Genomic DNA, 24,754 nt, shown 5'->3' on the forward strand with positions numbered 1-24,754 from the left:
TCATTCATGGATCTCATTCCGGCACCTGACCGGGCGGAGCGGACCGAGGGCTTCCGTGAACTCGGCGACGGCTTCGGGATCGAGGCCGGGCCGGGCACCGAGGACACCGCGCGCTGGCTGCGCGCGACGCTCGGCGCGGCGACCGGGCTCACCCTGCCGCCCAAGAAGGGGGACGAGCACGACGTCCTCCACCTTTCCGTCCGGCCCGGACTGGACGACGAGGCCTATCGCCTCGTAGTCGCCCCCCACGGCGTCCACCTCCAGGGCGGCTCGCCCGCCGGTGTCTTCTGGGGCGCGCAGACGCTGCGCCAGCTCCTCGGCCCCGACGCCTTCCGGCGCGCACCCCTTCCCGGCCGTACCTGGCGGCTGCCCCTGACGGAGATCCAGGACTCCCCTCGATTCCGCTGGCGCGGCCTCATGCTCGACGTGGCCCGGCACTTCATGCCCAAGGACGGGGTCCTGCGCTACCTCGACCTGATGGCCGCCCACAAACTCAACGTCTTCCACTTCCACTTGACGGACGACCAGGGCTGGCGCGTCGAGATCAAGAGGCACCCCCGGCTCACCGAGGTCGGCTCATGGCGGGCGCGGACGAAATTCGGCCACCGGGCCTCGCCGCTGTGGGAGGAGAAGCCGCACGGTGGCTACTACACCCAGGACGACATCCGGGAGATCGTCGCCTACGCCGCCGAGCGGCATATCACCGTCGTCCCGGAAATCGACGTACCCGGACACTCGCAGGCCGCCATCGCCGCATACCCGGAACTCGGCAACACCGATGTGATCGACACGACTTCCCTCTCCGTCTGGGACAACTGGGGGATCTCCGCGAACGTACTCGCCCCCACTGACAACACCCTGCGCTTCTACGAAGGGGTCTTCGAGGAACTTCTGGAACTGTTCCCCGGGGAGTTCGTCCACATCGGCGGTGACGAATGCCTCAAGGACCAGTGGCGGCAGTCGGCCACGGCACAGGCCCGTATCAAGGAACTCGGCGTCGGTGACGAGGACGGACTTCAGGCGTGGTTCGTACGGCACTTCGACACATGGCTCTCCGCGCGCGGGCGCAGGCTCATCGGCTGGGACGAGATTCTCGAGGGCGGCCTCGCCGAGGGCGCGGCGGTGTCCTCCTGGCGCGGGTACGGGGCCGGGGTGACGGCCGCCCGCGCGGGCCACGACGTCGTCATGTGCCCCGAGCAGCACGTCTACTTGGACTACCGGCAGGCCGACGGCCCCGACGAGCCGGTGCCCATCGCCTATGTGCGCACCCTGGAGGACGTGTACCGCTTCGAGCCCGTTCCCGCGGAGCTGACCGCGGACGAGGCGGCGCACGTGCTCGGCACACAGGCCAACCTGTGGACCGAGGTGATGGAGGACCACGCGCGCGTGGACTACCAGGCCTTCCCCCGGCTCGCGGCCTTCGCCGAAGTCGCCTGGAGCACCCTGCCCGCCCCGGGCGAGCGGGACTTCGCCGGCTTCGAGCGGCGGATGGCCGCCCATTACCGGCGACTTGACGCCCTCGGCGTCGGCTACCGGCCGCCCACCGGTCCGCTGCCGTGGCAGCGGCGCCCCGGAGTGCCCGGTCGCCCGATCGAGGGGTCACCGCCGAACAAGTAGTGGAGAAATCCCGGCAGGATCACTGAAGAGAGGCAATTCGCTCACACCGGTGATGCCGTACGAAAACGGACCATCTCCCCGATGAGGTGGGCGAATGCCGTCTACCGGACCCCGTTCTTCGGGCCCTGCGAAGATGTGCCAGAGTTGCCACGTCCGCCCTGTCAGCACGTACCGTACGGCAGCAACAGGTGGGACCAGGTGGGGCAGCGGGAAGGGGCAGCCGGTTTGACCACGCACGCACCGCAGGCGGCGCAGGCCGTCACGCTGCCCACGACGCTCGACGAGGCCGTGGCGGCACTGGCCGCCACGCCCGCCGCCGTGCCCGTCGCGGGCGGCACCGATCTCATGGCATCGGTGAACTCCGGCCAGCTCAGGCCCGCCGCACTGGTGGGCCTCGGCCGGATCAGCGAGATCCGCGGCTGGCAGTACCAGGACGGGCACGCCCTGCTCGGCGCCGGGCTCACCCACGCGCGCATGGGCCGCCCCGACTTCGCCGCCCTCATCCCCGCGCTCGCCGCCTCCGCGCGCGCCGCGGGACCCCCGCAGATCCGCAACGCGGGCACTCTGGGCGGCAACATCGCCTCGGCGTCCCCCACCGGCGACGCGCTCCCGGTGCTCGCCGCCCTGGAGGCGACGCTGATCATCGCGGGCCCGGGCGGAGCCCGCCGGGAACTGCCGGTGTCGCATCTGCTGGCCGGGATGGACCTGCTGCGCGGCGGTGAACTCATCGGCTTCGTGCGCGTGCCGCTGCTGCACGCCCCGCAGGTCTTCCTCAAGGCCACCGGCCGCACCGGCCCCGGGCGGGCCATCGCCTCCGTCGCGCTTGTCCTCGACCCCGCCCGGCGCGGCGTCAGGTGCGCCGTCGGAGCCATAGCGCCGATGCCGCTGCGGCCCCTGGACGCCGAGCAGTGGGTCGGCCGGCTGATCGACTGGGACAACAGCCGCGCGCTCGTCCCGGAGGCGCTGCACGCCTTCGGCGAGTACGTGGCCGCGGCCTGCATCCCCGACCCGGTCCCGGAGCCCGACGGCTCCGTGCAGCCGCTTCCGCCCGCCGTACTGCACCTGCGGCGCACCGTCGCCGCGCTGGCCCGACGAGCACTGGGGAGGGCACTGTCGTGACCGACGACCAGCACGGAGAGAGCGGCGCGCCCCACAGCGGCGGCCGCTGGGACCCGCTGCCCCAGGGCGACTACGACGACGGCGCCACCGCCTTCGTGAAGCTCCCCGAAGGCGGCATCGACGCCCTGCTGGCCTCCGACAGCCCGCTCGCGGCGCCCGGCCACGGCTATGTGCCGCCGCAGATAACGGTCGCGCCCGGCGGAGCGGCCGGTACGGACCCGGCGGCCACCGGCACCTGGGCCGCGGCCCCCGCCGGCGGCACGCAGTGGCCCGACCCGAACGCGGTGCCGCAGGACGGGCACACCGCCGGGAACGACCAGTTCACGTACAACCCGGGGGCGACCGGGCAGTGGACCTTCCAGGACGCCGCGGAGTCCGCTCCGGCGCCCGGCCACGACGTCACCGGGCAGTGGTCCATCCCCGTCGCCGGGGGTGACCTTCCGGACGAATCGGGCGAGTTCACGACATCGTCCCTCGTCGAGCAGTGGGGCGGCACCCCGCCGGCCACCCTGCCCGGCGGCGCGGCCGCACCCTGGGCGACGCAGACGGGACAGCCGTGGGACACCGGGGCGTCGGACGCCGGGCAGGAACACGGCGTACCGGTCGGCGACGGGCACGGGCACGTACCGTCCGCCCCGCACCCCGGTGCCCACGAGGTCACCGACGCGCCGGACCATTACGCGCCGGACGGCCACGCGCGCGTCGGGGCGGGCCCGGACACGCCCGGGCAGCCGCCCGCCGCCGGCCCGGACCCGGCGCAGGCATCCGCGCCGCACACCCCGGACGGGGCGTCCGCCTCCGCGGGGAGCCCTGCCGCAGACGTCTCACGGCCCTCTCCCGGCGACGGTGAGGCCCCCACGGCACCCGCCGCGGCTCCCACGGCACCCGAGGGCCCCGAGGGCGCTCAAGAGGCCGTGGAGACCGCCGAGGAGGCCCCGGAGCCGCGCCCCGACCACGCCCCGGCCGACAGCGGCGACGCCGAGTCCGGCGCGGAGGAGCACACCGAGGACTCCACGGCCCCGGCCGAACAGCCCCCCGCCTTCCCCGGCGAGGAACACCCTCTCGCCGACTACGTCCTGCGCGTCAACGGCGTCGAACGCCCCGTCGCCGACGCCTGGATCGGCGAGTCGCTGCTCTACGTGCTGCGCGAGCGCCTCGGTCTCGCCGGCGCCAAGGACGGCTGCTCGCAGGGCGAGTGCGGTGCCTGCAACGTCCAGGTCGACGGGCGGCTCGTCGCCTCCTGCCTGGTCCCGGCCGTCACCGCCGCCGGCAGCGAGGTCCGTACCGTCGAGGGACTCGCCGAGGACGGCCGCCCCTCCGACGTGCAGCGGGCGCTCGCCCGGTGCGGCGCGGTGCAGTGCGGCTTCTGCGTGCCGGGCATGGCGATGACCGTGCACGACCTGCTGGAGGGCAACCCGGCGCCGACCGAGCTGGAGACCCGCCAGGCGCTCTGCGGCAACCTGTGCCGCTGCTCCGGCTACCGGGGCGTCGTCGACGCCGTCCAGGAGGTCGTCGCCGAGCGGTCGGCACACGCCGCCGGGGACTCCGAGTCAAACGGCGAAGAGGCACGTATTCCCCATCAGGCAGGCCCCGGAGCCGGCGGAGTCAACCCGTCGGCCTTCGAACCGAAGCACGACCAGGCGTACGGACCGGACGGAGGCCAGGCGTGAGCAACGAAGCCGCCACCGCGACCACTCCCGCGGAGGCAGCCCCTGCCCCCGAGCCGATCCCGCACGGCCTCGGCGCGTCCCTCCCGGCCGCCGACGCCCGTGCCAAGACCGAGGGCACGTTCCCGTACGCGGCCGACCTGTGGGCCGAGGGCCTGCTGTGGGCGGCCGTGCTGCGCTCCCCGCACCCGCACGCGCGCATCGTGTCCATCGACACGTCCCACGCGCGCGAGATGCCCGGCGTCCGCGCGGTCATCACCCACGAGGACGTGCCGGGCCACCCGCTGTACGGCCGCGGCACGGCGGACCGCCCGGTCTTCGCCTCCGAGGTCGTACGCCACCACGGCGAGCCCATCGCCGCCGTCGCCGCCGACCACCCCGACACCGCGCGGATGGCCGCCGCGGCCGTCATCGTCGAGTACGAAGTACGCGAACCGGTCACCGACCCCGAGCAGGCCTTCGAGGCCGAGCCGCTGCACGCCGACGGCAATCTGATCCGGCACATCCCGCTGCACCACGGCGACCCGGCCGCGACCGGCGACATCGTCGTCGAGGGCCAGTACCGGATCGGCCGCCAGGACCCGGCCCCCATCGGCGCCGAGGCCGGACTCGCCGTGCCCCGCCCCGACGGCGGCGTCGAGCTCTACCTGGCCTCCACCGACCCGCACACCGACCGGGACACCGCCGCCGCCTGCTACGGCCTTGAGCCCGAGCGCGTCAAGATCGTCGTCACCGGTGTCCCCGGCGCCACCGCCGACCGCGAGGACCAGGGCGTCCAGCTGCCGCTCGGCCTGCTCGCGCTCAAGACCGGCTGCCCGGTGAAACTCACGGCCACGCGCGAGGAGTCCTTCCTCGGCCACGCGCACCGCCACCCGACCCTGCTCCGCTACCGCCACCACGCCGACGCCGAGGGCCGGCTGGTGAAGGTCGAGGCGCAGATCCTGCTCGACGCGGGCGCCTACGCCGACACGTCCTCCGAGGCCCTCGCCGCCGCCGTCGGCTTCGCCTGCGGCCCCTACGTCGTCCCGAACGCCTTCATCGAGGGCTGGGCGGTGCGCACCAACAACCCGCCCTCCGGCCATGTCCGCGGCGAGGGCGCCATGCAGGTGTGCGCCGCCTACGAGGCCCAGATGGACAAGCTGGCGAAGAAGCTGGGCATCGACCCGGCGGAACTTCGCCTGCGCAACGCCCTGGCCACCGGGGACGTCCTGCCGACCGGCCAGACCGTGACCTGCCCGGCCCCGGTCGCCGAACTCCTCCAGGCGGTACGCGACTTCCCGCTGCCCGCGCTGCCCAAGGACACCCCCGAGGACGAGTGGCTGCTGCCCGGCGGCCCCGAGGGCGCGGGCGAACCGGGCGCGATCCGCCGGGGCGTGGGCTACGGCCTGGGCATGGTGCACATGCTGGGCGCCGAGGGCGCCGACGAGGTCTCCACGGCCACCGTCAAGGTCCACGACGGCATCGCGACCGTGCTCTGCGCGGCCGTCGAGACCGGCCAGGGCTTCACCACGCTGGCCCGCCAGATCGTCCAGGACACCCTGGGCATCGACGAGGTCCACGTGGCCCCCGTCGACACCGACCAGCCCCCGGCCGGCGCGGGGTGCAGAGGCCGCCACACCTGGGTCTCCGGCGGCGCGGTGGAGCGCGCGGCGAAGATGGTCCGCACCCAGCTCCTCCAGCCCCTGGCACACAAGTTCGGGATGTCCACCGAACTGCTCCAGATCACCGACGGCAAGATCACCTCGTACGACGGCGTCCTGTCGACCACCGTCACCGAGGCGTTGGACGGCAAGGAACTGTGGGCCACCGCCCAGTGCCGGCCGCACCCGACCGAACCGCTCGACGAGCAGGGCCAGGGCGACGCCTTCGTCGGCCTGGCCTTCTGCGCGATCCGCGCGGTGGTCGACGTCGACATCGAACTCGGCTCGGTCCGGGTCGTCGAACTCGCCGTCGCCCAGGACGTGGGCCGGATCCTCAACCCGGCCCAGCTCGCCGCCCGGATCGAGGCGGGCGTCACCCAGGGCGTGGGCGTCGCGCTGACGGAGAACCTGCGCACCGCACGCGGTGTCATCCGCCACCCGGACCTCACCGGGTACGCGCTGCCGACGGCCCTGGACGCCCCGGACATCCGGATCGTGAAGCTCGTAGAGGAGCGGGACGTGGTCGCGCCCTTCGGCGCGAAGGCGGTGAGCGCGGTGCCGGTGGTGACATCACCGGCGGCCATCGCCTCCGCCGTCCGGTCCGCCACCGGCCGCCCGGTGAACCGGCTGCCGATCCGCCCGCAGGCCGCGGTGGTGACAGGACAGTGAGCTCGGAGGATCCGCAGCGCTACGAACCGCCGCCCAGCGTCGGGAAGTTGCTGGTGTGGATCCTGGTGTTCGCGCTCGCGGCACTGGTGGTCGTGCTCGGTGGCGTGTACCTCACGTGACGTGTGGGTGCGGGTGACGTGATGCGCGGGGTCGTTCTGGTCACCGGCGTCATGGCGTCCGGCAAGTCGACGGTCGCGCAGGCCCTCGCCGAGCGACTGCCGCGTGCCGCGCACGTCCGTGGGGACGTCTTCCGCCGGATGGTCGTCTCCGGGCGACAGGAGTACGTTCCCGGCGGCGGAGGTGAGGGCGCGGCCCAACTCCGGCTGCGGTACCGGCTGTCGGCGGCGACCGCGGACGCGTACGCGGAGGCCGGGTTCACGGCCGTCGTACAGGACGTGGTGCTGGGGGAGGAACTGGCCGCGTACGTCCGGCTCGTCCGCACCCGCCCGCTGTACGTCGTCGTCCTCGCCCCGAGCCCCGAGACGGTCGTGGCCCGGGAGGCCGAGCGGGCCAAGACGGGGTACGGGGCGGCCTGGACGGTGGGGGAACTGGACCGGGAGCTGCGGGCCCGGACGCCACGGATCGGGCTGTGGCTGGACACCTCGGAGCTTTCGGTGGGGGAGACGGTGGAGGCGATTCTCGCGGGAAGGCAACGCGCCGAGGTGGTTTGAGCGTCTCTTGGTCGTGGGGCGTTGTCGTGAGGCGTTGTCAGTGGCTCGGCGTAGTGTTCCGGTCAGTGGGGAACGACGGCGAGATCTTCACGGCAAACCCGCCCTGCCCTGCTCGGGGACACAGAGCTCGCACGCACGGGGGAACGATGAGCACGACCGGCACCGCGTCCGCGGTGATCACCTTGACCGACGACGATCTGGAGCGCCTCGTCACGCACGCGTCGACGCGCAGCTGGCTGACGGGCCCCGGACTGCCCGCCGAGATCGGCCTGTTGAGCTTCGCGGAGCTCGGCCGGGAGGGTTTGCGGACCCTGACGGACGCGACCGGTGACCCCGGCGGGCGGCTGGCCGTGGACATGCGGGACCAGCTGGTCATAGGCGGGCTGCTCGACGACGAGGGCCGGGAGACGGAGTCGGTCCTGCTCGACGGTGTGACGGGCGAGGTGTCGACGACCGACTTCTGGTGGGACCGCCCGGACCTCATGGAGCGCCGCCCGCTCGCCCCGTCGCTGGAGAAGCTGATGCGCTTCGCGACCGCGACGGACGAACTGGCGGGACTGCGCGGCCAGTTCGCGGCCTACGCCGACCGCCACGGCCAGCAGGCCGCGGCAGAGGCCTCGCGTCGCCTGCTCGCGATCTTCGAGGAGGGCACGGACGGCGAGGTGCCGGCCCTGTGGCGGGCGGCGGCCCTGATCCGCCCGCTGGCCCTGACGGCCGGCCCGGGCAGGACGTCCGGGCTGGCGCTCGACCTCCCGGTGCGGCTGCTGGACCAGGAGTTCGGGCAGGGCGAGATCTGGCGCTTCGAGGAGGTCGACTTCCCCGCGACGCTCACCCATGAACCCACCCGCCGCTTCCTGCGCGACACGGGCCTGCCCGAGGACACCGACCTCTTCCGCCTGGACACGGACGTTCCGCTGCCCACCCTCGCCGAGCACTACGCCGATGACCCGGACGCCGAACTCCCGGCCGGCGCCGACCACTTGATACGCCTCGGCCATCTCGTCGAGGACAACAGCCTGGTGGTGGACGGCCGCACGGGCGCGGTCCTGCACTGGAGCGAGCCCGAGGCGCGGCTGTACCCCCTGAACACGGACATCTCCACGCTCGCGTTCACGCTCTGGCTGCTGCGCCGCGAGGCGAGCCTCGACGAGGAGCTGTCGCGGGGCCGGATCCAGGTGCTGGGCGAGCCGCTGGGACCGCACGCCCAGCTGGCGGCCACGATGATCCAGGTCCTGTCGACCGTCGACCGCACCGGCCGCGCGACGGACGCCGACTGGCACTACTGGACGGACGTGCTGCGGGACGAGGCGGGCGGGGTGCTCTGACCGCACCCGCCTCTCTCCCCCGCCGGTCGCCCCGGCCTCGCGCCCTACTCCTCGGGCGCCTCAGGGAGTTCGGGTGCCGCCGAAGCGGCGCCCGGGTCCGCGGTGTTCGGGTTCGCGGCGCCCGGGTCCGCGGCGCCCGGCTCGGCAGAGGTCGCCCCCGGTGCCGGGGCCTCGGGGGACTCCAGGACCGGATGCGGCTGGGTGCGGGCGGCGATCTCGGGCTCGGCCTCCCACATCCTGGTCTGCTGCTCCCGGGCCTCCTCGGCGGCGCGCGTGATGAGCGCACGCAGCCCGGCGAGATCCAGGGCGCCCGCCTCGCCGGGCCGGTCGTCCTCCACCTCCTCCGACAGCAGCACGGTCTCGCCGTCGAGCGGGAAGACGCTGGAGAAGTACGGCACCCAGGAGGTACGGCTCTCCCGGACGAGGAAGGCGACCTGGGCCCGCTCGTCCTGCGGGGCGAGCCGCCAGGCCACCTGCCCGGCCTCCTGGCCCTGGCCGGCGGAGCCCGCGCCCGGCATCCGGATGGTCAGCGCGCCCTCGTCGTCGCCCTTGAGCACCTCGGCGGGCGTGGCCCGGAAGGTGCCCAGCGGGCGGGCCTCGCGGGCCTCGTGGTCGGTGGTGACCGACTCCAGGGCGCGATCACGTAGGACGACGACGGCCTGACAGTCGCGGATGCGCTGGAGCAGGGTCGGCGTGGTGGTGAGATACGTCGCCATGGCTCACTCGCCTCCGTACCAGAGGAGCAGGTTGTTGCCGACGCGGCTGTGGGCCAGGGCCGGTGCCGTGCTGGACGTCGAGTTGGGCAGCTGCTGGGCCGCCGACCACGACGTCTTGAGCCACTCCTTCTGCGCGACGCGCAGCGAGGTGAGGAAGTTCTGTTCCCGGAAGGAGAGATGGAAGAGATTGCGGCCGGGATCGTAGGTGACGGCGGGCTGGCTGCGGGTGCGGTCGTTGGAGTACCCGGTGCCGCGCTGCACGAGCCGGTCGCCGGAGACCTCGCAGTCGAGGCTGCGGACGAGGTTCATGGAGTAGATGTCCGGCCCCGCCCAGGAGAAGCCCAGCACCAGCCGGTTGTCGGGGGCGGCGCCGAGGGAGACCCCGGCGAGCGACTTGTAGTCGTAGCTGGTCGGTACGACGGTCGGCGTCGACCAGGTCCAGCCGTCGTCGTAGGAGACGCTGGCGCGGATCCGGCCGGTGCCGGGGTGGTCGGCGCGGTCGAGGTGCGCCCAGGCCAGCACCCACGCGCGGCGCCCGTTGACCACGGTCGAGGCGAGCCCCGGGGTGCCGAACGTGGTGGCGCCGGCCGGGGTGTTGGCCCAGGCCCAGCTCTGCCCCTGGTCGGTGGAGCGGACGACGCGGAGGGTGCCGTTGTTGTCGTTGTGCACCCAGGCCATGAGCATCAGCCCGCCGGGTTCGTCGGCGAGGGCGGGGCCGTGCACGGAGCGCTCACCGCCGTAGTACACCCAGCCGTTGAAGAGGAAGTTGACGCCGTCGGTGCGCAGCCAGGTGGGGATGCGGTTCGGATGACTCCAGCCGAGCGCGTACAGCCCGCTGCTGCCGATGGAGGTGACGCCGGGCGTCAGACAGGTGCGCGCCTGGTAGTTGTTGTAGTCGGTGATCTGCGTGCCCTGCGCGAACCAGGACCCGCCCCCGTCGACGGACCGGAACTCCCGCAGCCGGTTGCGGTCGAAGTCCGGGTAGATCGCCTTGACCTTGGCGACGTCGCCTTCCCAGGGCCCGAAGCGGTTGCTGTGATAGCTGTAGCTGCCGAACATGACGTCGTCGGCGCTGCCGCTGTGGTCGAGCCAGTAGCAGTGGCCCAACTCGTGCTGGAAGATGCCCTGGAGATCGATCTGCCCGGGCTGGGCGTTGAACGGCACCAGCGGCCACGGGGTGAGGTCGGCGCCGTTCTTGCGGTGGATGACCAGACTCGCCTTGCGCCAGCTGGTGAACGTCGAGGCGATCCGCGTGGTGTCGAAGTGCCGCTCGTTCATCGACACGATGATCTCGCCGTCCTGCGGCTCGGTGCGGTCGGTGTAGTTCCAGAACTGGAAGCGGCAGTCGACCCCCGCGTTCTGCCACCTCGTGTACGCGTTGAGCACCGCGTCCGTGACCGGGCCCTGCCAGTCGTTGCTGATGCCCTGCGCGGTGAAGGACTGCCAGTTGATGAAGATCCGGGGCCGGTCCCCGGCGTTCCAATATGCCTGATCGCCCATCGCATCCCCCTGATGCCGGCGCGGAACCTTCGACGGCTCCGATGCGGGCAGCATGGCAGCGGATCAAGCACACGGGAGGACAAACAGCCTATGTGGGTACGCACCTTTCGCTTTGCTGACTCATCGGAGGATTCACAGCAAAACGGAACGCTCGACCCATGCCGCACGGGCATCGCCGCCCGCATAAATATCAGCCAACTCCCGTTCCCCTCGGCTACGTTCGGCGCGACCAGTTGTTCGAAGAGAGGAACGCCGCTGTGCGCAAGCTCCACCGTCGAATGACGACCGTCCTCGGGGTCGCCGCGGCCTCCGCGTCGGCGCTCGCCCTGGGCATCGCCCCCGCGCAGGCCGCCGGCGAGGTCTACGAGGCCTCCAACTCCATCATCTCGTCGGACGTCACCGCGAAGACGTACTTCGCGGCCGACGGCGAGATCCTCACCGCCCTCGACATGCTGAAGGACGGCCACGGAACGGCCGCCCAGTGGCGCTACAACTCCAGCTCCTCGACCCACTCGTACTACAACGGCTACGGCTACGCCGTCGCCCACGACTGGAACCTCTCCTTCGCCGAGGGCACCACCCTCCAGATCCGCGCCTGCCTCCAGGACGGCTCCGACGGCACGCCGTACAAGTGCGGCGGCTGGGAGTACGCCAAGGCCTGACCCCGCCCGGCCAAAAAGGGCGGCACCCCCACTGGGGGCGCCGCCCTTCCGGCATCCTCGACACAGAGGCCGTGGCGGGAATTGAACCCACGTACCTCGCTTTGCAGGCGAGTCCCTAAGCCACTCGGGCACACGGCCGGGGTTGGGAGCGGAGGTTTTGGACTCCGTTCCGAACTCGGTGAGATGACCGTACGGGCGGGGCGGGAGGGGGCTCAAGGGAATCCCGGCCGCTGCAATGCGACTGCCATACGGCGTTCATGAAAGCGGGCGTGCGTCTCGTGGTCGTACGACCAAGGTCTCAGCCTCAGACCGTCTCCCGACAGGGGTCAAACCCGCCCTCGGCCCTTACCCTGGCGACCATGACCAGCCTCGAACCGCGCGACGCCGATGTCGTGGAGACCGCCCCTGACCTGCCCGCCGGTGTCGAGGAAGGGGTGTTGGGGCGGGCGTATCGGGCGCTCAGTGTCGGGATCGTGTCGGTCGTGCTGCTCATCGCCTTCGAGGCGACCGCGGTCGGCACTCCCATAGCGGAGTTGGAACGTGCACACTACGGGCATGGCCTCACCCATCACTAAGCCGCCAGCCGAGGGCATCAACGTTGACTATGCCCGCGTCTCCGACGATGACCGCGGCACTGCCGAGGGCGTCGACTCCCAGCACGCGGACAACGAGGAGTTCGGCGAAGAGATCGGCAGACCGCTCACCGGCACCTACCAGGACAACAGTCTCTCTGCCTTCACCGGTCGCGAACGCCCCGAGTTCCAGCGCCTCCTGGCGGACGTCGCCGCCGGCCTCATCGCGGCCGTCATCGTCTGGCACGCCGACCGCCTCACCCGCGACGTGCGGGAGGGGCTCGACATCGTCGACCTGTTCCGCGCGCAGGGCGTGCGCCTGTACTCCGTCCAGAAGGGCGGCGAGTACCTTCTGAGCCGCGCCTCGGGGCGGGCCGAGTTCATCAATGACATCAATGCTGCGCAGAAGGAGTCGGGCCACAAGGGCGAACGTGTCTCCCTCGCACGCAAGCGGCAGGCCCGCATGGGTGCCCACGGGGGTGGCATCCGCCGCTTCGGCTGGGGAGCCCCGACCGGCCGCGTACGCAGCAAGTGCACCAACCCCAAGGCCCCCCTCGACGAACGCGAGTACGTCGACGTGCCCGTCCTCGACATGACCCAGCACCGCGAGGACGAAGCCGAGGAGATCCGCAACTGGGCCGAGGAACTCCTCGCGACCAAGGGCAACATGGCCCAGCTGCTCGCCGGCATCCGGGAACGCGGCGTGAAGACCGTGAGTGAGGCCGACGGTCGCACGCTCAAGCGCGGCGGCAGAGAAGTTGCGCACGGAGGCTGGGACAGCAGGACGATCACGCGGATACTCACCTCGCCCCGGGTGTCCGGGCACGTCGTCCACCAGGGCCAGATCATCAAGTGGAACGCGTGGCCCGCGATCATCCCGGAGGAGACACGGCAGGCTCTGATCACGTTGCTGGAAGACCCGGCACGCGTCACGACTCCCGGCAACACCCCGAAGTGGCTTGTCTCCAAGTACGCCACGTGCGGCTACTGCGTGACGGGCGTCGTCACGGCGCGCGGCGGGTCGCGCAGCAAGGGCACCACGTACCGGTGCAACACCTGCCACAAGGGCAATCAACTGGCGGCCCTGGTCGACGAGTACATCGCCAGCGTCGCTGTCGAGCGCCTGTCCCGCGACGATCTGGTCGACCTGATCAAACCGCCGAAGCCGGACCTCGACGTCGTCGGCCTGCGCGCCGAGATCACCGAGCTGACGCGCAGCAAGACCGAGGCCGCTCAGTCGTATGCCCGCCGCAAGATCAGCCTGGCGGTGCTTGAGACGGTCGAAGCCGACACCGACAAGCAGATCACGGAGATTCGAAGCAAGATCGCCGAGGCGACCTCCAGTAGCCCGCTCGCTGATTTCCTGGACGCGGACACCTTCGAGGCGGCCTTCGAGGTCTGGCAGTCCAAGAGCATCGGCAGGCGCCGTGAGATCGTGCGGCTGATCATGGACATCACCCTGGACAAGGGAGCTCCCTATCACCTCGACCCCGCCACCGTCCGGATCGCACCGAAGGGCTGACGGCCGCCGTACGGGGCTGCCGCAGGTGCGGCGCCGGCCGCCGGTGGGGAGGTCGGCGCCGCACGGTGACACGCCTACGCCAGTATCAGGGGCGCGATGGGCGGAGCGAGTCGTTGCGTGGGCATCACCAGCCGGTTCCCGGGCCAGTGCTGCTTCCACAGGCCGTCGCCCGCGAGCCTGAGCAACTGGTCGTTCACTCCATGGCGGATCCGGGGGGCGTGGCTGTCCCAGGAGACAGCCCAGACGCAGCTTCCTCGCCGAGAGATGGGGTGAATGAGGCACCCCTCAGGCAACTCCTCCGGAGGAACGGCTTCCCACCGTGAGACGCACAGCAGCTTCCCGAGGGTCGGTCCCTCCATGCGGTCGCCGCCGGTCCAGTCCTGTCGCCACTCGCCGTTGACCATCTGACTCGCAGACTGCAGCGTGGCTTGTTCGAGCAGCTGCGGGTCCGTGACCCCGTCCGGCTCGAAGATCATCGCAGCCCGCCGCCCGGGCAGTTCCTTGATCCAGACGGCGTGGCCATCCGGGATCTCACCGGGCTCGGCGAGTCGGTAGACGATTTGGATGTGTGGCTCGTACGGCATGTAGCCGTCACCCCCCAGTGCGCAAGAACGTTTCCCCGCAGCGAGTGACGCGCGTGGAGGGCGTCACCCGTTCCCCATGCGGCGGAGCCTCATCATGCACATAACGCTCACTTTTAGCCACACCTCTATCACCACCAGCAACACCGATGCTCTCAACTGCCGGTTTGCGTCCGGTAGTTGATGAAACGGCTATTTCCGGCCACGGTGTACCTGGGTGGTGTCGATGCTCAAGCGGGCCATCTGGGCCTTCGCCCTCGCGATCCCCTCCGGCGTGGCGTGCTCCAGCTGCAGCGTGGTCTTGGACTGGCGGTCGTCGCTCCAGACGGTCACGATGCCGAAGAACTGGGCTGCGTTGGCGTCCCGTACTTCCATCACGTCGAGCCCCAGCGTGGCGGCCAGGGGGTCCAGTTGCGCGTACTCCGGGTACTCGTCCGGCACCAGCGCCACGCGTTCCAGACGGTCCAGCCACTCGGCGGCCACGGTGCGCTCGCCGCTCTGTGAGTCCACCACGCGCTCCGACACCTCTTCCGGGCTCAGGCCGACCCTCAGCCGGGCCTCGCGCACCAGGTCCGACAAATCCGTACGGCCCGTCACTCGGTACGGAATCCCGCGCGACGACCCCACGACCGCCCCTACGGGAAGCAGCTCCTGCTGCAGGTACTGGGGTACGAGCCGCACGATCCTCTCGGGGGTTGCGCCTAGGTCGTTCGCGGGTGCCTGAGGGGGCTGTTCCTGTTCGAGGTCCTGGCGGACCCGTCGCATGATCTCGTCGGACGCCTCGGGTTTCAGCCCCAACTCCTTCGCAGCAGCTGTGACCATGCGCCGGAATACCTCCTCGTCCGGAGACAGGGAAGAGGGTGGTGAGGGCTCGGGACTGCCGTGCGACGGGAGTGCGTCAAGTTCTACGGGTTGCTCACCGGCTGCGATGGCCTCGCGGGCGCCGGGCCCCCAGAGCAACACGCGCTCAAGGGACCGCTCTGTCAGTGGGGCAACAGGGTGCCCGTGCCGCCAACGGTTCAGGGTCTGATGCGTCACCCCGGCCTCTTGGTAGACCTGCATCCACTTCTTGCCGAGCTCGACGCGGCGCGCGTCTGTGACGGCAATAAGGAGCTCGGCAGCCTCGCGCATGTCCATGTCCTCAGGTTAGCGGTCCTGTGAATCAGAGTGAACACAACTGATCTTCGGTGAGCGGGAGTATGCAGCGCCCTGAATCCTCTCCTGTCAGTAGAACTGAAAAACACTGAATGGCAACCCCTTGACTGTGAAGCACTGTTGACTACAGTGAAGCCATGAAGTCAGCACTCTTCAATGCGGACGAGGTGAAGCGCCGCCTCTACCTGCAGGGCATGCATGGGCAGCAGCTCGCCGCGGTCGTGGGTGTCAGCAATGCGTCGATCTCCTACTACCTGAGCGGCCAGCGCACGCCTTCTGCCCCAGTCTTTCTGCGGATCTGCAAGGCGCTCGGAGCTGAGCCTGAGGACCTCTACGTAGACGCCGACGCCCCCGCGTCATCCGTTGCCACTTCCTCCGGGAACGCGGCGTGATTCGGCCGGAGTGGCAGGAGCACATCCGCCGCATGGTCGACGGCTGGCCGCCCGTCACCCCCGAGACGTACGCGCAACTCGCGCTGTTGCTCGCGCCAGAGCGGCCGGCCAGTCCGAGTGCCGCGCTTCCTACGCCGAGCGCGCGCCCCGCACAGCACCTCGCCGCCTGATCACACAAGAACGGGGCCGGCCCCGGCCTCACCCGGAGCACGACCCCTCGGCACATCCACACCCAAATCCGATTCCAGGAGTGGATCACCTTGACCGCATCATCCCAGAACCCGACCGGGGCGCAGGCCTCGGAACTCCAGCCCGCACCGCTGATGTCGGATGCCGAGCGCGCCGCGTACGCCGCGTACGGCGTCGCGATCCCCGCGCCCGCGGGACCGGTGGCGCCCCAGAAGCTGCCTGCTGCGTACCCGGACGATGTCCCGTTCGATCTGCGTGTCCCGTTTGCGGAGCCGCAGCAGGCCGAGTGCTGCGTATGCAGCAGCCAGGAGGGTGCGTTGCGGACCGACCCGGACGAGCGCCGGTACCCGTCCGGGGCGCAGGTCCTGTTCTGCCTGAAGCACGTGCCGCTCTCCTTCACCGAGGCGGCGGCCGAGGCCCTGATCGCCGAGGCCCTGGGTCGTGGTGATAGTGCGCGCGACACGGCCCTGTCCATCTCCGGTACGGGGATTCTGTTCGACCCGCAGGCGGCTGCGGACATCGCGGCGGCCGCCGCCGAGCAGGCTCACGCCGAGGACCAGGCCGAGCTCGACGAGCGCGGCCGCCAGCTCGCCCGTATGGCCGGTGCGGAGCGTCAGCGTGACGCGGTGGCGCGTCTCCTCGAGGGCCGACCCGTGACCGACTTCCTGTCTGCGGCCGAGGTGGCCCGGGCCATCGAGTACGGCACCACCTCCCTCGACGCCTACCCGATGACGCTCACCTGGACCGCCAAATACGGGGTGGACATCCCCGGCCCGGGCGACACCAGCGAGCGGGCGGTCATCCGGTGCCGCTCCTCGCACGGGCAGGCCGCGGACCTGATCGTCAAGGGCGACGACCGCCAGGCCCTCGCCTCCCTCCTCGGCCTTGAGGCCCGCGACATCCACGCCGAGTGCCCCACCGACGGCTGCGGGACCGTGGACGACTACGACGCCTCCGACCCCTCCCTGTTCGGCTGGTCCCGCCTGCAGATCGCTGCGCTCGGCGACGAGGCCCGCTGGTACTGCAGCGACCGTTGCGTGATCGACGCGCTCGCCCGCGCCGGCCACGACTTTGCGGAGGCCGACCGCCAGGCCGCGGTCGACCCGGCCCAGCAGGGCCACGCGCCCGCCGAGGACGGTGCCGCGTGAGGTCGACGCTGGACACCTATCTGGGCTGGGAGACGCTGCGGCACTTCGACGGCTGCAAGCGGCCGCTGGTGAAGATCGCGTGGCGCCGTGACGAGAACGAGTACCGCCGCGACCCCGACCGCGGGTTCGGCGGGTCCTCGGTCAACCACTCCTGCACGACCGAGTACTGCGCCCACGGCAACTCCTTCACCAAGCTGACGGTGCGGATCGTGTGCATCACCTGCACCGCCGCGCAGGTGATCACCGGCGAGGCCACCGAGGACACCGGGATCTCGACGACCACCACGAAGCACCTCGGCTACGGGCTCGCGCCCCGCCAGGCGGCGGGTCTGCTGCTGTGGCCCGGCATGCCGTGGATCGACGTCGGCCGTATGGGGAGCGAGGAGCCGCACGACTTCGTCGTCACCCGTACCGGCGTCAAGACGGTCACGCAGGACGTGGTGGTCGGGCAGATCACCCAGGGCCGCGGCAAGCTCGGCGGACTGGTGTGGACCGCGCTGGCGGTGCCTGACCCCGAGGGCCGCTACGGGTTCGGGCGGCCGGTGCACTACATGCACCGCAACGACGGCCGGGGCGACGGTGGTTCGCCGCTGCGGACGGTCAAGAGCGCGGCCCGCTGGGTCGCCGCGCGCCTGGCCGAGCACGGTGCGCAGGGCGGTGGTGCGAAGTGAGGGCCATCGAGGAGAGGGGCACCGCGGTGCCCGGGAAGAGCACCCACGACAGCGGCCAGCTGTCGGTGGGCGATGCCACCCGGACACTGACGCTGCCTCACCTGCCGTACGCGGACGCCGTCCACGCCGCACTGCGTGAGGTCGAGGTCGTTCCCGACCACGTCGAGACCGGCCTGCGCACGGAGACCTTCGACGGCCAGCGGGAGCTGTTCATCCGGCTGGAGTGGCTGCCCGGGCACGACGACCTGATCCCCCCAGGCGTGCAGGCGACCGGCCTGGTCGTGCACTGGTCCCACCTCGCCGGCTGGTCCGTCTGCGCGGGCGCCGACGTCACCGTGCCGCCGGTGGACGACCTTGCCGACCCAGCCCTGATCGCGGACGCGGCCCTGCACGCCGCCGTCTACGGCCTGACCGAGCGGTGGGTGATCCCGTTCGAGGCCCGCTGGCAGTACGCCCTCGAACTCGACATCGCCCTCGTCCAGTTCGACGAGCGGGAGGCGGTCCGGTAATGGCCGAGCTGATCATCTGCGCCCTGCTGGTGCTCCTGGCGCTGTGGGTGGCCGCCGGCGTCATCGACACGCGCGCCGCACACCGCCCGGCGCCCCGCGTCCAGGCCGTACGGCATGCACCGCCCCTGCTGCCGCCGACCCGGCCTCGCCCTGACCTGCCCGGGCCCAGCCTCGACCTGGACCGCGCCCGTCGTGTCCGCAACGACCGTGCCCGGCGCCGCCATCTCAGCGACGAGGGGCAGCGGTGACCCGCGCCGAGACGATCGCCGACGTCCTGCGCCGTCCGGTCCTCAAGCGGCCAGTCCTCGCGCATGAGTTGCGCGGGCGCCTGGTCCAGGGCCTCGGCGCAGGCTCGACGGCCGCGGAGTGGACGGCGACGGTGCCGCAGCTCGCCGAGGCGATCGACGCCGCGCTCGGCGCCGGTCACGCCCTGGTCATCGAGCACCAGGGCGGCGATCTGGTCGGTACCTGCCAGTGCGGCCGCCGCCTGGGCCGCATCAACCCCGCCACCCGGCTGGACGCGCTCGCCGTGCCCTGGGTGCGCCACACCGAAGAACGCACCGCGGCCGCCGTCCGCACTCACGCCTGACCGACCCCCTGACCTCCGGGCGGGCGGGACGTGCCCTGACAACCGTCCTGCCCGCCCGGACCCAACACCCTTGTGGGAGTACCGATGTACAACCTCGCACCCGCGAACGCGCCCTGGTTCGAGCACCTCGTCGACAGCGTCCGCGCGCTCGGCGAGGCGGCCCGTGAGTGGCAGCTCGCCGACCAGACCGCCCGCCTGTTGGAGGCCGGCGTCGAGTTGGAGCGCCGCAACCTGCACGAGGGCAAGATCCTCGTGCACGGGCCCGCCGCCCGCGGCTGGGATGCCAAGCCGCGCAAGAGCGGGCCGCACGAGCACGCCGTGTTCGACCTGCAGAAGATCTACATGGAGCACCGGTTCCTCACCCGCCGCCGGTACGCGCACGCGGCGATGTTGTTCGCGTCCGGCGCGGCCCGGGCGATTGCCCAGGTGCAGGCGGGCGAGCAGCCGGAGCGCGTCATGTTCCAACTCGACGCGGACCGCACTCCGGTGGTCGGCGGCTACAAGATCGGCAAGCTCGGCAACTACGTCAACGCGCAGAAGATCGCCGCGGCGTACGACCAGGTCCTGTGCATGGACCAGGCCGCCGAGTACGCCGAGGAGATCGCGGGCCGCGACGACCACGAGGTGAGCGAGCGCGACGCAGGCGACATGTTCGAGGCCGGCGCGTACGCCGAGGGTCTGCCGGACGCCGCATACGCCTACGGGCGCCTCGCCGAGGGCGCCCTCGCCTTCGTCCTGCTCGGGCCCAAGGCAGAGCACCGCAAGCAGATGGCGGCGGCGCGCGACACCCCGGGCGAGGTGGCGCAGTGACGCGCGCGGACCGGCTCACCCTGGTGCGCCAGCATCGTGCGGAGGGCCTGAGCCAGCGCCAGATCGCCCAGCGGCTGGGCATCTCCAAGGACACGGTGCGCCGGGACTTCCGGCGTATCGACGCCGAGGGTGCGCCGGACGATGCGCCGCCCACCGAGCTGCCCACGGCGGTTGCGCCGCAGGCCAGCGTGGGTGACGCCGAGGTTGGTGCGCCGGAGGGTGCGCCGCCTGGTGAGCCGGTGGCGCAGCTGCCGCGCCGGGTGGCCGATCCGCTGGCCGGTATGGACGTGAGCCAGTGGCGCGCGCTGCGCCGCGACCTCGCGATCCTGGCGCAGACCGGCTCAACCGCGGAGTCCCTCGTGCACCAGGCGGTGGTCGCGATGGCGCACGCCTACCGCCAGGCCCTGGCCCGTGGCGACATCGAGCCGCGCGTGCCGTTCCTCGTGAGCGAGGTGCGGCTGACGCCGCTGCGGCACCGCGCGACTGCGGCCGCGCCCGTCGAGGGCGCCTGAGACCGGGCCGCCCGCCCCCACCTCCCCCCCGAGGGACGGGCGGCCCACCTACCCGAACACCAGATCGACGGAGGCTCGCCGTGTACCGCATGTGGCTGCTGTGCTCCCTGCTCGCCCTGTGGGCCGTCCTCGGCCCCCTCGGCGGGTAAGGCCGGTGGCCGCCGACTGGCCGCCCGCGCGGGCGTACTTCGGTCTGCACGTCGACCTCGGCGACTTCCACACCAAGCGCGGTATCTGGCTCGCCTACCCCACCGCCCGCTTCACCTGCCGGTGGGGCTGCGAGCTGGACGCCGTCGGCCCCGTCGACGTCGCCAACCTCACCGAGCACCTGACCGCCCACCACGCCCGGATCTGCCCGGGCCCACCCACACCCGCCCCTGGGAGGACCTGATGGACACCACACCCGTACCCACCCCCGCCGCCCTGGCCCGGCCGCGCGGCTCATACGACCGCCACCGCTGGGAGGCCGCCGTCCTGGCGAGCGGCCTGCAACGGCTCGGCCGCCACCTGGCGCTCACCCTCGCCCACCTTGCAGGCCCCGCAGGCCAGTTGCCCGCTGGCGGCCGCCACGACGCCGGACACCTCGCCTCCGTCCTGCGCCTGGACGCCAAGCGCGTCCGGCTGACGCTCACCGAGCTTGAGCAAGCGGGCTGGATACACCGCCCGGACATCCGCACCTGGGAACCGCGCCAGATGCTCCGCCCGATCACGCTCACGCTCCCGGCCGACCGCGGCACGGACGCCTGACCGATGTCCCTCCTGCCCGCGCCCGCCGCCGAGCCCCGCCACAGTCGTGGCGGGGCCGGTGGTGCTGCGCGCGGGCAGGACGAGCCGTCCTGGTACCGGCAGAAGGTGAAGGTTCCCCGGCGGCTGTGGGACGGCGGCGGGTACTCCGCGGGCGCGGTCGCCTACTGGGCGCAGATCACCGCCCTGGCCCACCGCGAGGACGGGTGCCGCGCGTCCGTCGCGCGGCTGGCCGAGTACCTCGGGGACGCCAAGCGCACCGCCGAGCGCTGCCTGGCCGAGCTGTCCGCGCCCGGGCCCGACGGCGAGCCTGAGCTGAGCACCGTGCGCCGCACCCGCTCCGACGGCGACGGCGAGACCGCCGAGCGCCGCACCCGCCCAGTCACCCGGGCCGAGCAGTTCGCCCTCGTCCCCGTCCTCGCCGCCAAGGTGATGCGGCGCCCCCAGTTCGTCCTGTACTGCGCGCTCGCCTGGGCCGTCGCCACCAGTGCCCCGGTCACCGCGGCCGAGCTCGCGGGCCTGCTCGGCGTCACGGAGCGTTCCGCGCGCCGCCTGGTCGACGAGCTGGAGGCCCTCGGCTGGGTCACCGTCCACCGCCGCGCCGGCGCCCACGGCCGGCACCTCTACGACGTCCACGACCTCCCCCTGCGCCTGGTCGACGAGCCCGAGCCGGGACCGGACACAGATGGCGGATCGGGTGCGTGCACAGATGGCGGATCCCTCGCGATCAAGGAAGACCCAAGACTGACTGACGAGAGAAGCACCGGGGCCGGTGGTTCTTCCGCCGTAGGCGAGGTGACCGTAAGTGGGTCCGCGCCTGTGGACAACTCGCCCTCACGCTCGGTCACTTCGGTCCCTGACACGTTCCTCGTCGCCGCCCGAACGGCTGTGCGCCCCGCTGAGCGTCCCCCGTACGACGGACCCGGTCTGAGCCTGAGCCCGCGCGTCTGGGCCGTCCTGGAGCCCGTCCACGATCTCCTGCACCGCATCAGACCGTTCGTGCTGCGCCGCATCGGACGCGAGATCGGCCGCCAGCTCGACGACGGGATCTGGGCCGAGGACATCCGCGACCAGCTCACCCGACTGCGCGTCTGGACCCCCGCCGAGGACCTCCGCGATCCCGGCCGCTGGCTCCTCGGCGCCGCCCTCCCCGCCCGCTCCCTGTGCGGACTGCCCGGCTGCTACTGGGGCTTCCAGCACCACACCGGCTTCCCCTGCAAGGCATGCGCCGAGGCCGCCGCCGCCCGGGCCCGGGACGCCCACCCACCGCATACCGCCTGGCACGAGTGCCGCGCCTGCCGCGCGCCCTCCCGCCAGCCACTCCCCGCAGACCTCTGCCGCACCTGCAGACCCGCCTGACCCGACCCGAAAGGAACCGATGCGATGCCAGCCCCCTACACCCCGTACGCGCGCCCCGCCCCACCCAACGGCCCCGGCACCTGCGACAGATGCGGCGCCCCCGTCATCTGGTGCCTGAACGCCAACCGCCGCACCCAGGCCGTCAACGCGGACAGACGCGACTACGGCAACCAGGCCGTGAGGCAGGACGCGGCGGGCCGCTGGCACACCCGCCAACTCACCAAGGACCGCCCCACGTTGGAGGGCGCCGAGGCCCTGCACTACCCCCACGCACCCACCTGCACCAACCCCGCCCCCCGCCCGTCCTCGACACCCGGCACTTCCCGCGGCCGCCGCGGCGTACCGCCCGTCAGGTGGCAGCGATGACACAGCCCGCCTCCCGCCCTCGCCCAGCAACAGGCGTGCCCCCGCACCGCGAGGTCATCGAGGCCGCCCTCGACCACTGGTGGATCACCACCGACCCCGTCCAGCCGTTCCACATCCCCGCCGTCGCCGAGCACGTCGAGACCTACCTCGCCGCCTCCGGCTACCGCATCACCCCCGACACCGGAAGGCCTCCCGTGCCCACCCTCCGCGCCATAGCCGTCGCCCTCGTCCTGGCCGTCATCTGCGCCGCGTCCGTCGTCTTCGCCGCCCTGCGCGGCGACTGGGAATGGGCCGGCATCGGCGCCCTCGGCACCGCCCTGCTCACCTACGAGGGCATCCGCGACATCAACGACCGCCGCCGAGGACGAGGCGCCCGATAGACAGCACCTCGCGCATGCGCGCCTGCGAACGCGCGCGCGGTAACCGCAGGCGCGCCCGCGCACGAAACGCCCTCGCCCGCCCGTACCCATGACCGGCCCCCACCGGCCCGAGAGGAAGCACCCTCCATGACCGCTTGCGCCGTCTGCCCGCGCACCGCACCCGACGGCGAGCGCCTGTGCCTGGTCCACGCGGCCGAGCTGCACGCCTGGCTTGCCGAGATCCCCCGCCAGGCCCTGCTCCTCGCGGACGAGTTCCTCGTTCCCGCGCGGTCCGGGCACCGGCCTGGGGGTGCTGGCCGTGCCGACGCCCCCGTTCCCGTCGACCTCCGGGTCCTGGCCCTCCTCGGTCCCGGTCGCTACGACTCCACCGGCCCCGACGACGACGGGCAGGCCCCCATCGCCGCCACCCTCGGCGCCTGGGCCGGACACATCGCCTACACCCACCCCGCCGCCCACCGCGACCCCCACGGCACCGCCTACACCGTCCCGTGCGAGCAGGCCTGGCCCGCGCGCGGCGAGACCATCACCGGCTGGTGCGCCTGGCTCACCGCCTACCTCCCGTACGCCCTCGGCCTCCCGCTCGCCGCCGAGCTGCACCGCGCCCTCGGCGACCTCGTCCACCACCTGAGGTGCCTCACCCACAGCACCCCCGCCCAGCACCACCGCGCCGCCCCCTGCCCCGCCTGTGACGTGTTCGCCCTGGTCCGTACCGACGGCCGCTGGCACATCCACTGCCTCGCCTGCGGCCACCAGCTCGACCCCGACGCCTACGACGAGCACGCCGCCCGGTACCTGGCCGCCCGCCAGTCCGAGCAGACCGGCACCACCCACCCACGAGAGGATCGACCCATGACCACCGACCGCATCCGCGTGCACGTCCTGCTCACTGTCGGCACCGAGGCCGAGATCGTTGCCACCGACGTCCCGCCCGCCGAGCGCGCTGACCCCGAGCGCTACCCCGTCGCCGAGATCAGCCACGCCACCGGCATCCCCGCCGCCCGCCTGGCCGGTGCCCGTCTGACGGCTGTGGTCGGCGACGACGCCCGCCTCACCGGCTGGCAGCGCGCCTAGCAGCCCCGCACGCCCCCGGGCCCCGTACCGGCCCGGGGGCATTCCTCCACCCAGAGTGTTGCAAAAGTAGATGTGAGTGTTGTAAAGTTAGACGTGTCGGAACGGGGGGTGAGAGCCCCGACCGGCACCAGTTGAAAACTCAAGAGAGGAAGTCACATGGCTGACCGTGACGACGAGATGATGCATGCACTCGTGCATGGGATCTCGCTGGTCTACTCGCTGCTCGTCGAGGCATGCCGGGCCCTGCCTGTGCCGGTGAACATGCCCGCCGACCCGTGGGTCTCCGTGGCGGAGGTCAGGCCCGCCGTCAAGCGACTGGCGGCACTGGCCGCCGACCAGCCGATGGGCGAGGATCAGGAGTGGCAGTTGCGCAGCGGCTGCATCCACCTCCTCGCGGCGATCGACCTGTACGCGCTCTGTGAGACCAGGTACGAGGAGACCCGCGCCGACGGAGTAGGGGCCAACCTCGCGACAGCAGAGATCGACCTCAAGGATCTGCTGATCTGGCTCTACGCCAACAAGTGATCCACCCCGCCCCCCGGCATCCAGCCGGGGGGCGCTTCCGTCTGCCCGGATGTTGCAATCATAGACGTGAGTG

Annotated in this window: 29 protein-coding genes, 1 tRNA gene and 1 pseudogene; 26 read left to right on the plus strand and 5 right to left on the minus strand. The window is 72.0% G+C overall.

Annotated features, from left to right (window positions below; genetic code table 11):
• Positions 1-6: 6 nt before the first annotated feature.
• The 7 genes from OG866_RS26880 to OG866_RS26910 all read left to right on the plus strand — a co-directional run bounded on the left by OG866_RS26880 (position 7) and on the right by OG866_RS26910 (position 8,708).
• Complete coding sequence (locus OG866_RS26880) at positions 7-1,617, plus strand: beta-N-acetylhexosaminidase (RefSeq protein WP_329338507.1); 1,611 nt, start codon at positions 7-9, stop codon at positions 1,615-1,617.
• A gap of 225 nt (positions 1,618-1,842) precedes the next feature.
• On the plus strand, positions 1,843-2,736 hold the full coding sequence (locus OG866_RS26885; protein ID WP_329338510.1) for an FAD binding domain-containing protein: 894 nt from the start codon (positions 1,843-1,845) through the stop codon (positions 2,734-2,736).
• Positions 2,733-4,406, plus strand: coding sequence for a 2Fe-2S iron-sulfur cluster-binding protein (locus tag OG866_RS26890; protein ID WP_329338512.1), 1,674 nt, complete (start codon positions 2,733-2,735; stop codon positions 4,404-4,406). Before OG866_RS26885 ends, OG866_RS26890 begins: the two co-directional genes overlap by 4 nt.
• Complete coding sequence (locus OG866_RS26895; protein ID WP_329338514.1) at positions 4,403-6,712, plus strand: xanthine dehydrogenase family protein molybdopterin-binding subunit; 2,310 nt, start codon at positions 4,403-4,405, stop codon at positions 6,710-6,712. Before OG866_RS26890 ends, OG866_RS26895 begins: the two co-directional genes overlap by 4 nt.
• The gene (locus OG866_RS26900) at positions 6,709-6,831 is read left to right on the plus strand and encodes a hypothetical protein (protein ID WP_329338516.1); all 123 of its coding nucleotides are present in this window, start codon (positions 6,709-6,711) and stop codon (positions 6,829-6,831) included. The genes OG866_RS26895 and OG866_RS26900 overlap by 4 nt, the downstream gene beginning before the upstream one ends.
• Before the next feature lie 21 nt (positions 6,832-6,852).
• Positions 6,853-7,383, plus strand: coding sequence for an AAA family ATPase (locus OG866_RS26905; protein ID WP_329338518.1), 531 nt, complete (start codon positions 6,853-6,855; stop codon positions 7,381-7,383).
• Between the two features lie 146 nt (positions 7,384-7,529).
• On the plus strand, positions 7,530-8,708 hold the full coding sequence (locus OG866_RS26910) for an SUKH-4 family immunity protein (RefSeq protein ID WP_329338520.1): 1,179 nt from the start codon (positions 7,530-7,532) through the stop codon (positions 8,706-8,708).
• Positions 8,709-8,752: 44 nt separating this feature from the next.
• Here OG866_RS26910 and OG866_RS26915 read toward each other — a convergent pair whose 3' ends face one another.
• On the minus strand, positions 8,753-9,424 hold the full coding sequence (locus OG866_RS26915) for a hypothetical protein (protein ID WP_329338521.1): 672 nt from the start codon (positions 9,422-9,424) through the stop codon (positions 8,753-8,755).
• Between the two features lie 3 nt (positions 9,425-9,427).
• Positions 9,428-10,924, minus strand: a complete 1,497-nt coding sequence (locus tag OG866_RS26920; RefSeq protein ID WP_329338524.1) for a matrixin family metalloprotease — start codon at positions 10,922-10,924, stop codon at positions 9,428-9,430.
• A gap of 278 nt (positions 10,925-11,202) precedes the next feature.
• On the opposite strand from OG866_RS26920, the gene OG866_RS26925 reads away from it, so the two are divergent.
• Positions 11,203-11,586: a hypothetical protein gene (locus OG866_RS26925; RefSeq protein ID WP_329338526.1), complete on the plus strand. Its 384-nt coding sequence runs from the start codon at positions 11,203-11,205 to the stop codon at positions 11,584-11,586.
• Positions 11,587-11,652: 66 nt separating this feature from the next.
• On the opposite strand, the gene OG866_RS26930 is transcribed toward OG866_RS26925, so the two are convergent.
• Positions 11,653-11,724 (minus strand) — tRNA-Cys (locus tag OG866_RS26930).
• Positions 11,725-11,945: 221 nt separating this feature from the next.
• Between OG866_RS26930 and OG866_RS26935 the strand changes: the two are divergent.
• Both OG866_RS26935 and OG866_RS26940 read left to right on the plus strand, forming a co-directional pair.
• Positions 11,946-12,125, plus strand: a pseudogene (locus tag OG866_RS26935) (MFS transporter); the annotation flags it as partial.
• 16 nt (positions 12,126-12,141) lie between these two features.
• Positions 12,142-13,680: a recombinase family protein gene (locus OG866_RS26940; protein ID WP_329338528.1), complete on the plus strand. Its 1,539-nt coding sequence runs from the start codon at positions 12,142-12,144 to the stop codon at positions 13,678-13,680.
• 74 nt (positions 13,681-13,754) lie between these two features.
• Here OG866_RS26940 and OG866_RS26945 read toward each other — a convergent pair whose 3' ends face one another.
• Complete coding sequence (locus OG866_RS26945) at positions 13,755-14,264, minus strand: hypothetical protein (RefSeq protein ID WP_329338529.1); 510 nt, start codon at positions 14,262-14,264, stop codon at positions 13,755-13,757.
• A gap of 189 nt (positions 14,265-14,453) precedes the next feature.
• Positions 14,454-15,398, minus strand: coding sequence for a hypothetical protein (locus tag OG866_RS26950; RefSeq protein ID WP_329338531.1), 945 nt, complete (start codon positions 15,396-15,398; stop codon positions 14,454-14,456).
• A 155-nt stretch (positions 15,399-15,553) separates the two neighbouring features.
• Here OG866_RS26950 and OG866_RS26955 point away from each other — a divergent pair, with 155 nt between their 5' ends.
• The 16 genes from OG866_RS26955 to OG866_RS27030 all read left to right on the plus strand — a co-directional run bounded on the left by OG866_RS26955 (position 15,554) and on the right by OG866_RS27030 (position 24,681).
• A complete protein-coding gene (locus OG866_RS26955) occupies positions 15,554-15,808 on the plus strand; it encodes a helix-turn-helix domain-containing protein (RefSeq protein ID WP_329338533.1) in 255 nt (84 codons plus the stop codon).
• On the plus strand, positions 15,805-15,978 hold the full coding sequence (locus OG866_RS26960; RefSeq protein ID WP_329338534.1) for a hypothetical protein: 174 nt from the start codon (positions 15,805-15,807) through the stop codon (positions 15,976-15,978). The genes OG866_RS26955 and OG866_RS26960 overlap by 4 nt, the downstream gene beginning before the upstream one ends.
• A 90-nt stretch (positions 15,979-16,068) precedes the next feature.
• A complete protein-coding gene (locus OG866_RS26965; RefSeq protein ID WP_329338535.1) occupies positions 16,069-17,145 on the plus strand; it encodes a hypothetical protein in 1,077 nt (358 codons plus the stop codon).
• On the plus strand, positions 17,142-17,816 hold the full coding sequence (locus tag OG866_RS26970; RefSeq protein ID WP_329338536.1) for a hypothetical protein: 675 nt from the start codon (positions 17,142-17,144) through the stop codon (positions 17,814-17,816). Before OG866_RS26965 ends, OG866_RS26970 begins: the two co-directional genes overlap by 4 nt.
• A gap of 26 nt (positions 17,817-17,842) precedes the next feature.
• Positions 17,843-18,325, plus strand: coding sequence for a hypothetical protein (locus tag OG866_RS26975; protein ID WP_329338538.1), 483 nt, complete (start codon positions 17,843-17,845; stop codon positions 18,323-18,325).
• On the plus strand, positions 18,325-18,573 hold the full coding sequence (locus OG866_RS26980; RefSeq protein WP_329338540.1) for a hypothetical protein: 249 nt from the start codon (positions 18,325-18,327) through the stop codon (positions 18,571-18,573). Before OG866_RS26975 ends, OG866_RS26980 begins: the two co-directional genes overlap by 1 nt.
• Entirely contained in the window at positions 18,570-18,914 is a 345-nt protein-coding gene (locus tag OG866_RS26985) for a hypothetical protein (RefSeq protein WP_329338542.1), read from the plus strand. Before OG866_RS26980 ends, OG866_RS26985 begins: the two co-directional genes overlap by 4 nt.
• A gap of 84 nt (positions 18,915-18,998) precedes the next feature.
• Positions 18,999-19,724 carry a hypothetical protein gene (locus tag OG866_RS26990; protein WP_329338544.1) on the plus strand — a complete coding sequence of 242 codons (726 nt, stop codon included), beginning with the start codon at positions 18,999-19,001 and terminating at the stop codon, positions 19,722-19,724.
• Positions 19,721-20,236 (plus strand): HTH domain-containing protein, encoded by a 516-nt coding sequence (locus OG866_RS26995; RefSeq protein WP_329338546.1) that lies wholly within the window; start codon positions 19,721-19,723, stop codon positions 20,234-20,236. The genes OG866_RS26990 and OG866_RS26995 overlap by 4 nt, the downstream gene beginning before the upstream one ends.
• A 154-nt stretch (positions 20,237-20,390) precedes the next feature.
• Entirely contained in the window at positions 20,391-20,627 is a 237-nt protein-coding gene (locus OG866_RS27000; RefSeq protein ID WP_329338548.1) for a hypothetical protein, read from the plus strand.
• Positions 20,627-20,983 carry a hypothetical protein gene (locus tag OG866_RS27005; protein ID WP_329338549.1) on the plus strand — a complete coding sequence of 119 codons (357 nt, stop codon included), beginning with the start codon at positions 20,627-20,629 and terminating at the stop codon, positions 20,981-20,983. The genes OG866_RS27000 and OG866_RS27005 overlap by 1 nt, the downstream gene beginning before the upstream one ends.
• Before the next feature lie 3 nt (positions 20,984-20,986).
• Positions 20,987-22,339, plus strand: coding sequence for a hypothetical protein (locus OG866_RS27010; RefSeq protein ID WP_329338551.1), 1,353 nt, complete (start codon positions 20,987-20,989; stop codon positions 22,337-22,339).
• Between the two features lie 24 nt (positions 22,340-22,363).
• Entirely contained in the window at positions 22,364-22,705 is a 342-nt protein-coding gene (locus tag OG866_RS27015) for a hypothetical protein (RefSeq protein WP_329338553.1), read from the plus strand.
• Positions 22,702-23,085: a hypothetical protein gene (locus OG866_RS27020; protein ID WP_329338554.1), complete on the plus strand. Its 384-nt coding sequence runs from the start codon at positions 22,702-22,704 to the stop codon at positions 23,083-23,085. The genes OG866_RS27015 and OG866_RS27020 overlap by 4 nt, the downstream gene beginning before the upstream one ends.
• Positions 23,086-23,211: 126 nt before the next feature.
• Complete coding sequence (locus OG866_RS27025) at positions 23,212-24,156, plus strand: hypothetical protein (RefSeq protein WP_329338556.1); 945 nt, start codon at positions 23,212-23,214, stop codon at positions 24,154-24,156.
• Positions 24,157-24,312: 156 nt separating this feature from the next.
• Complete coding sequence (locus OG866_RS27030) at positions 24,313-24,681, plus strand: hypothetical protein (protein WP_329338557.1); 369 nt, start codon at positions 24,313-24,315, stop codon at positions 24,679-24,681.
• The last annotated feature ends 73 nt before the right edge of the window (positions 24,682-24,754 follow it).

The organism is Streptomyces sp. NBC_00663, assembly GCF_036226885.1.
Taxonomy (GTDB): Bacteria; Actinomycetota; Actinomycetes; order Streptomycetales; family Streptomycetaceae; genus Streptomyces.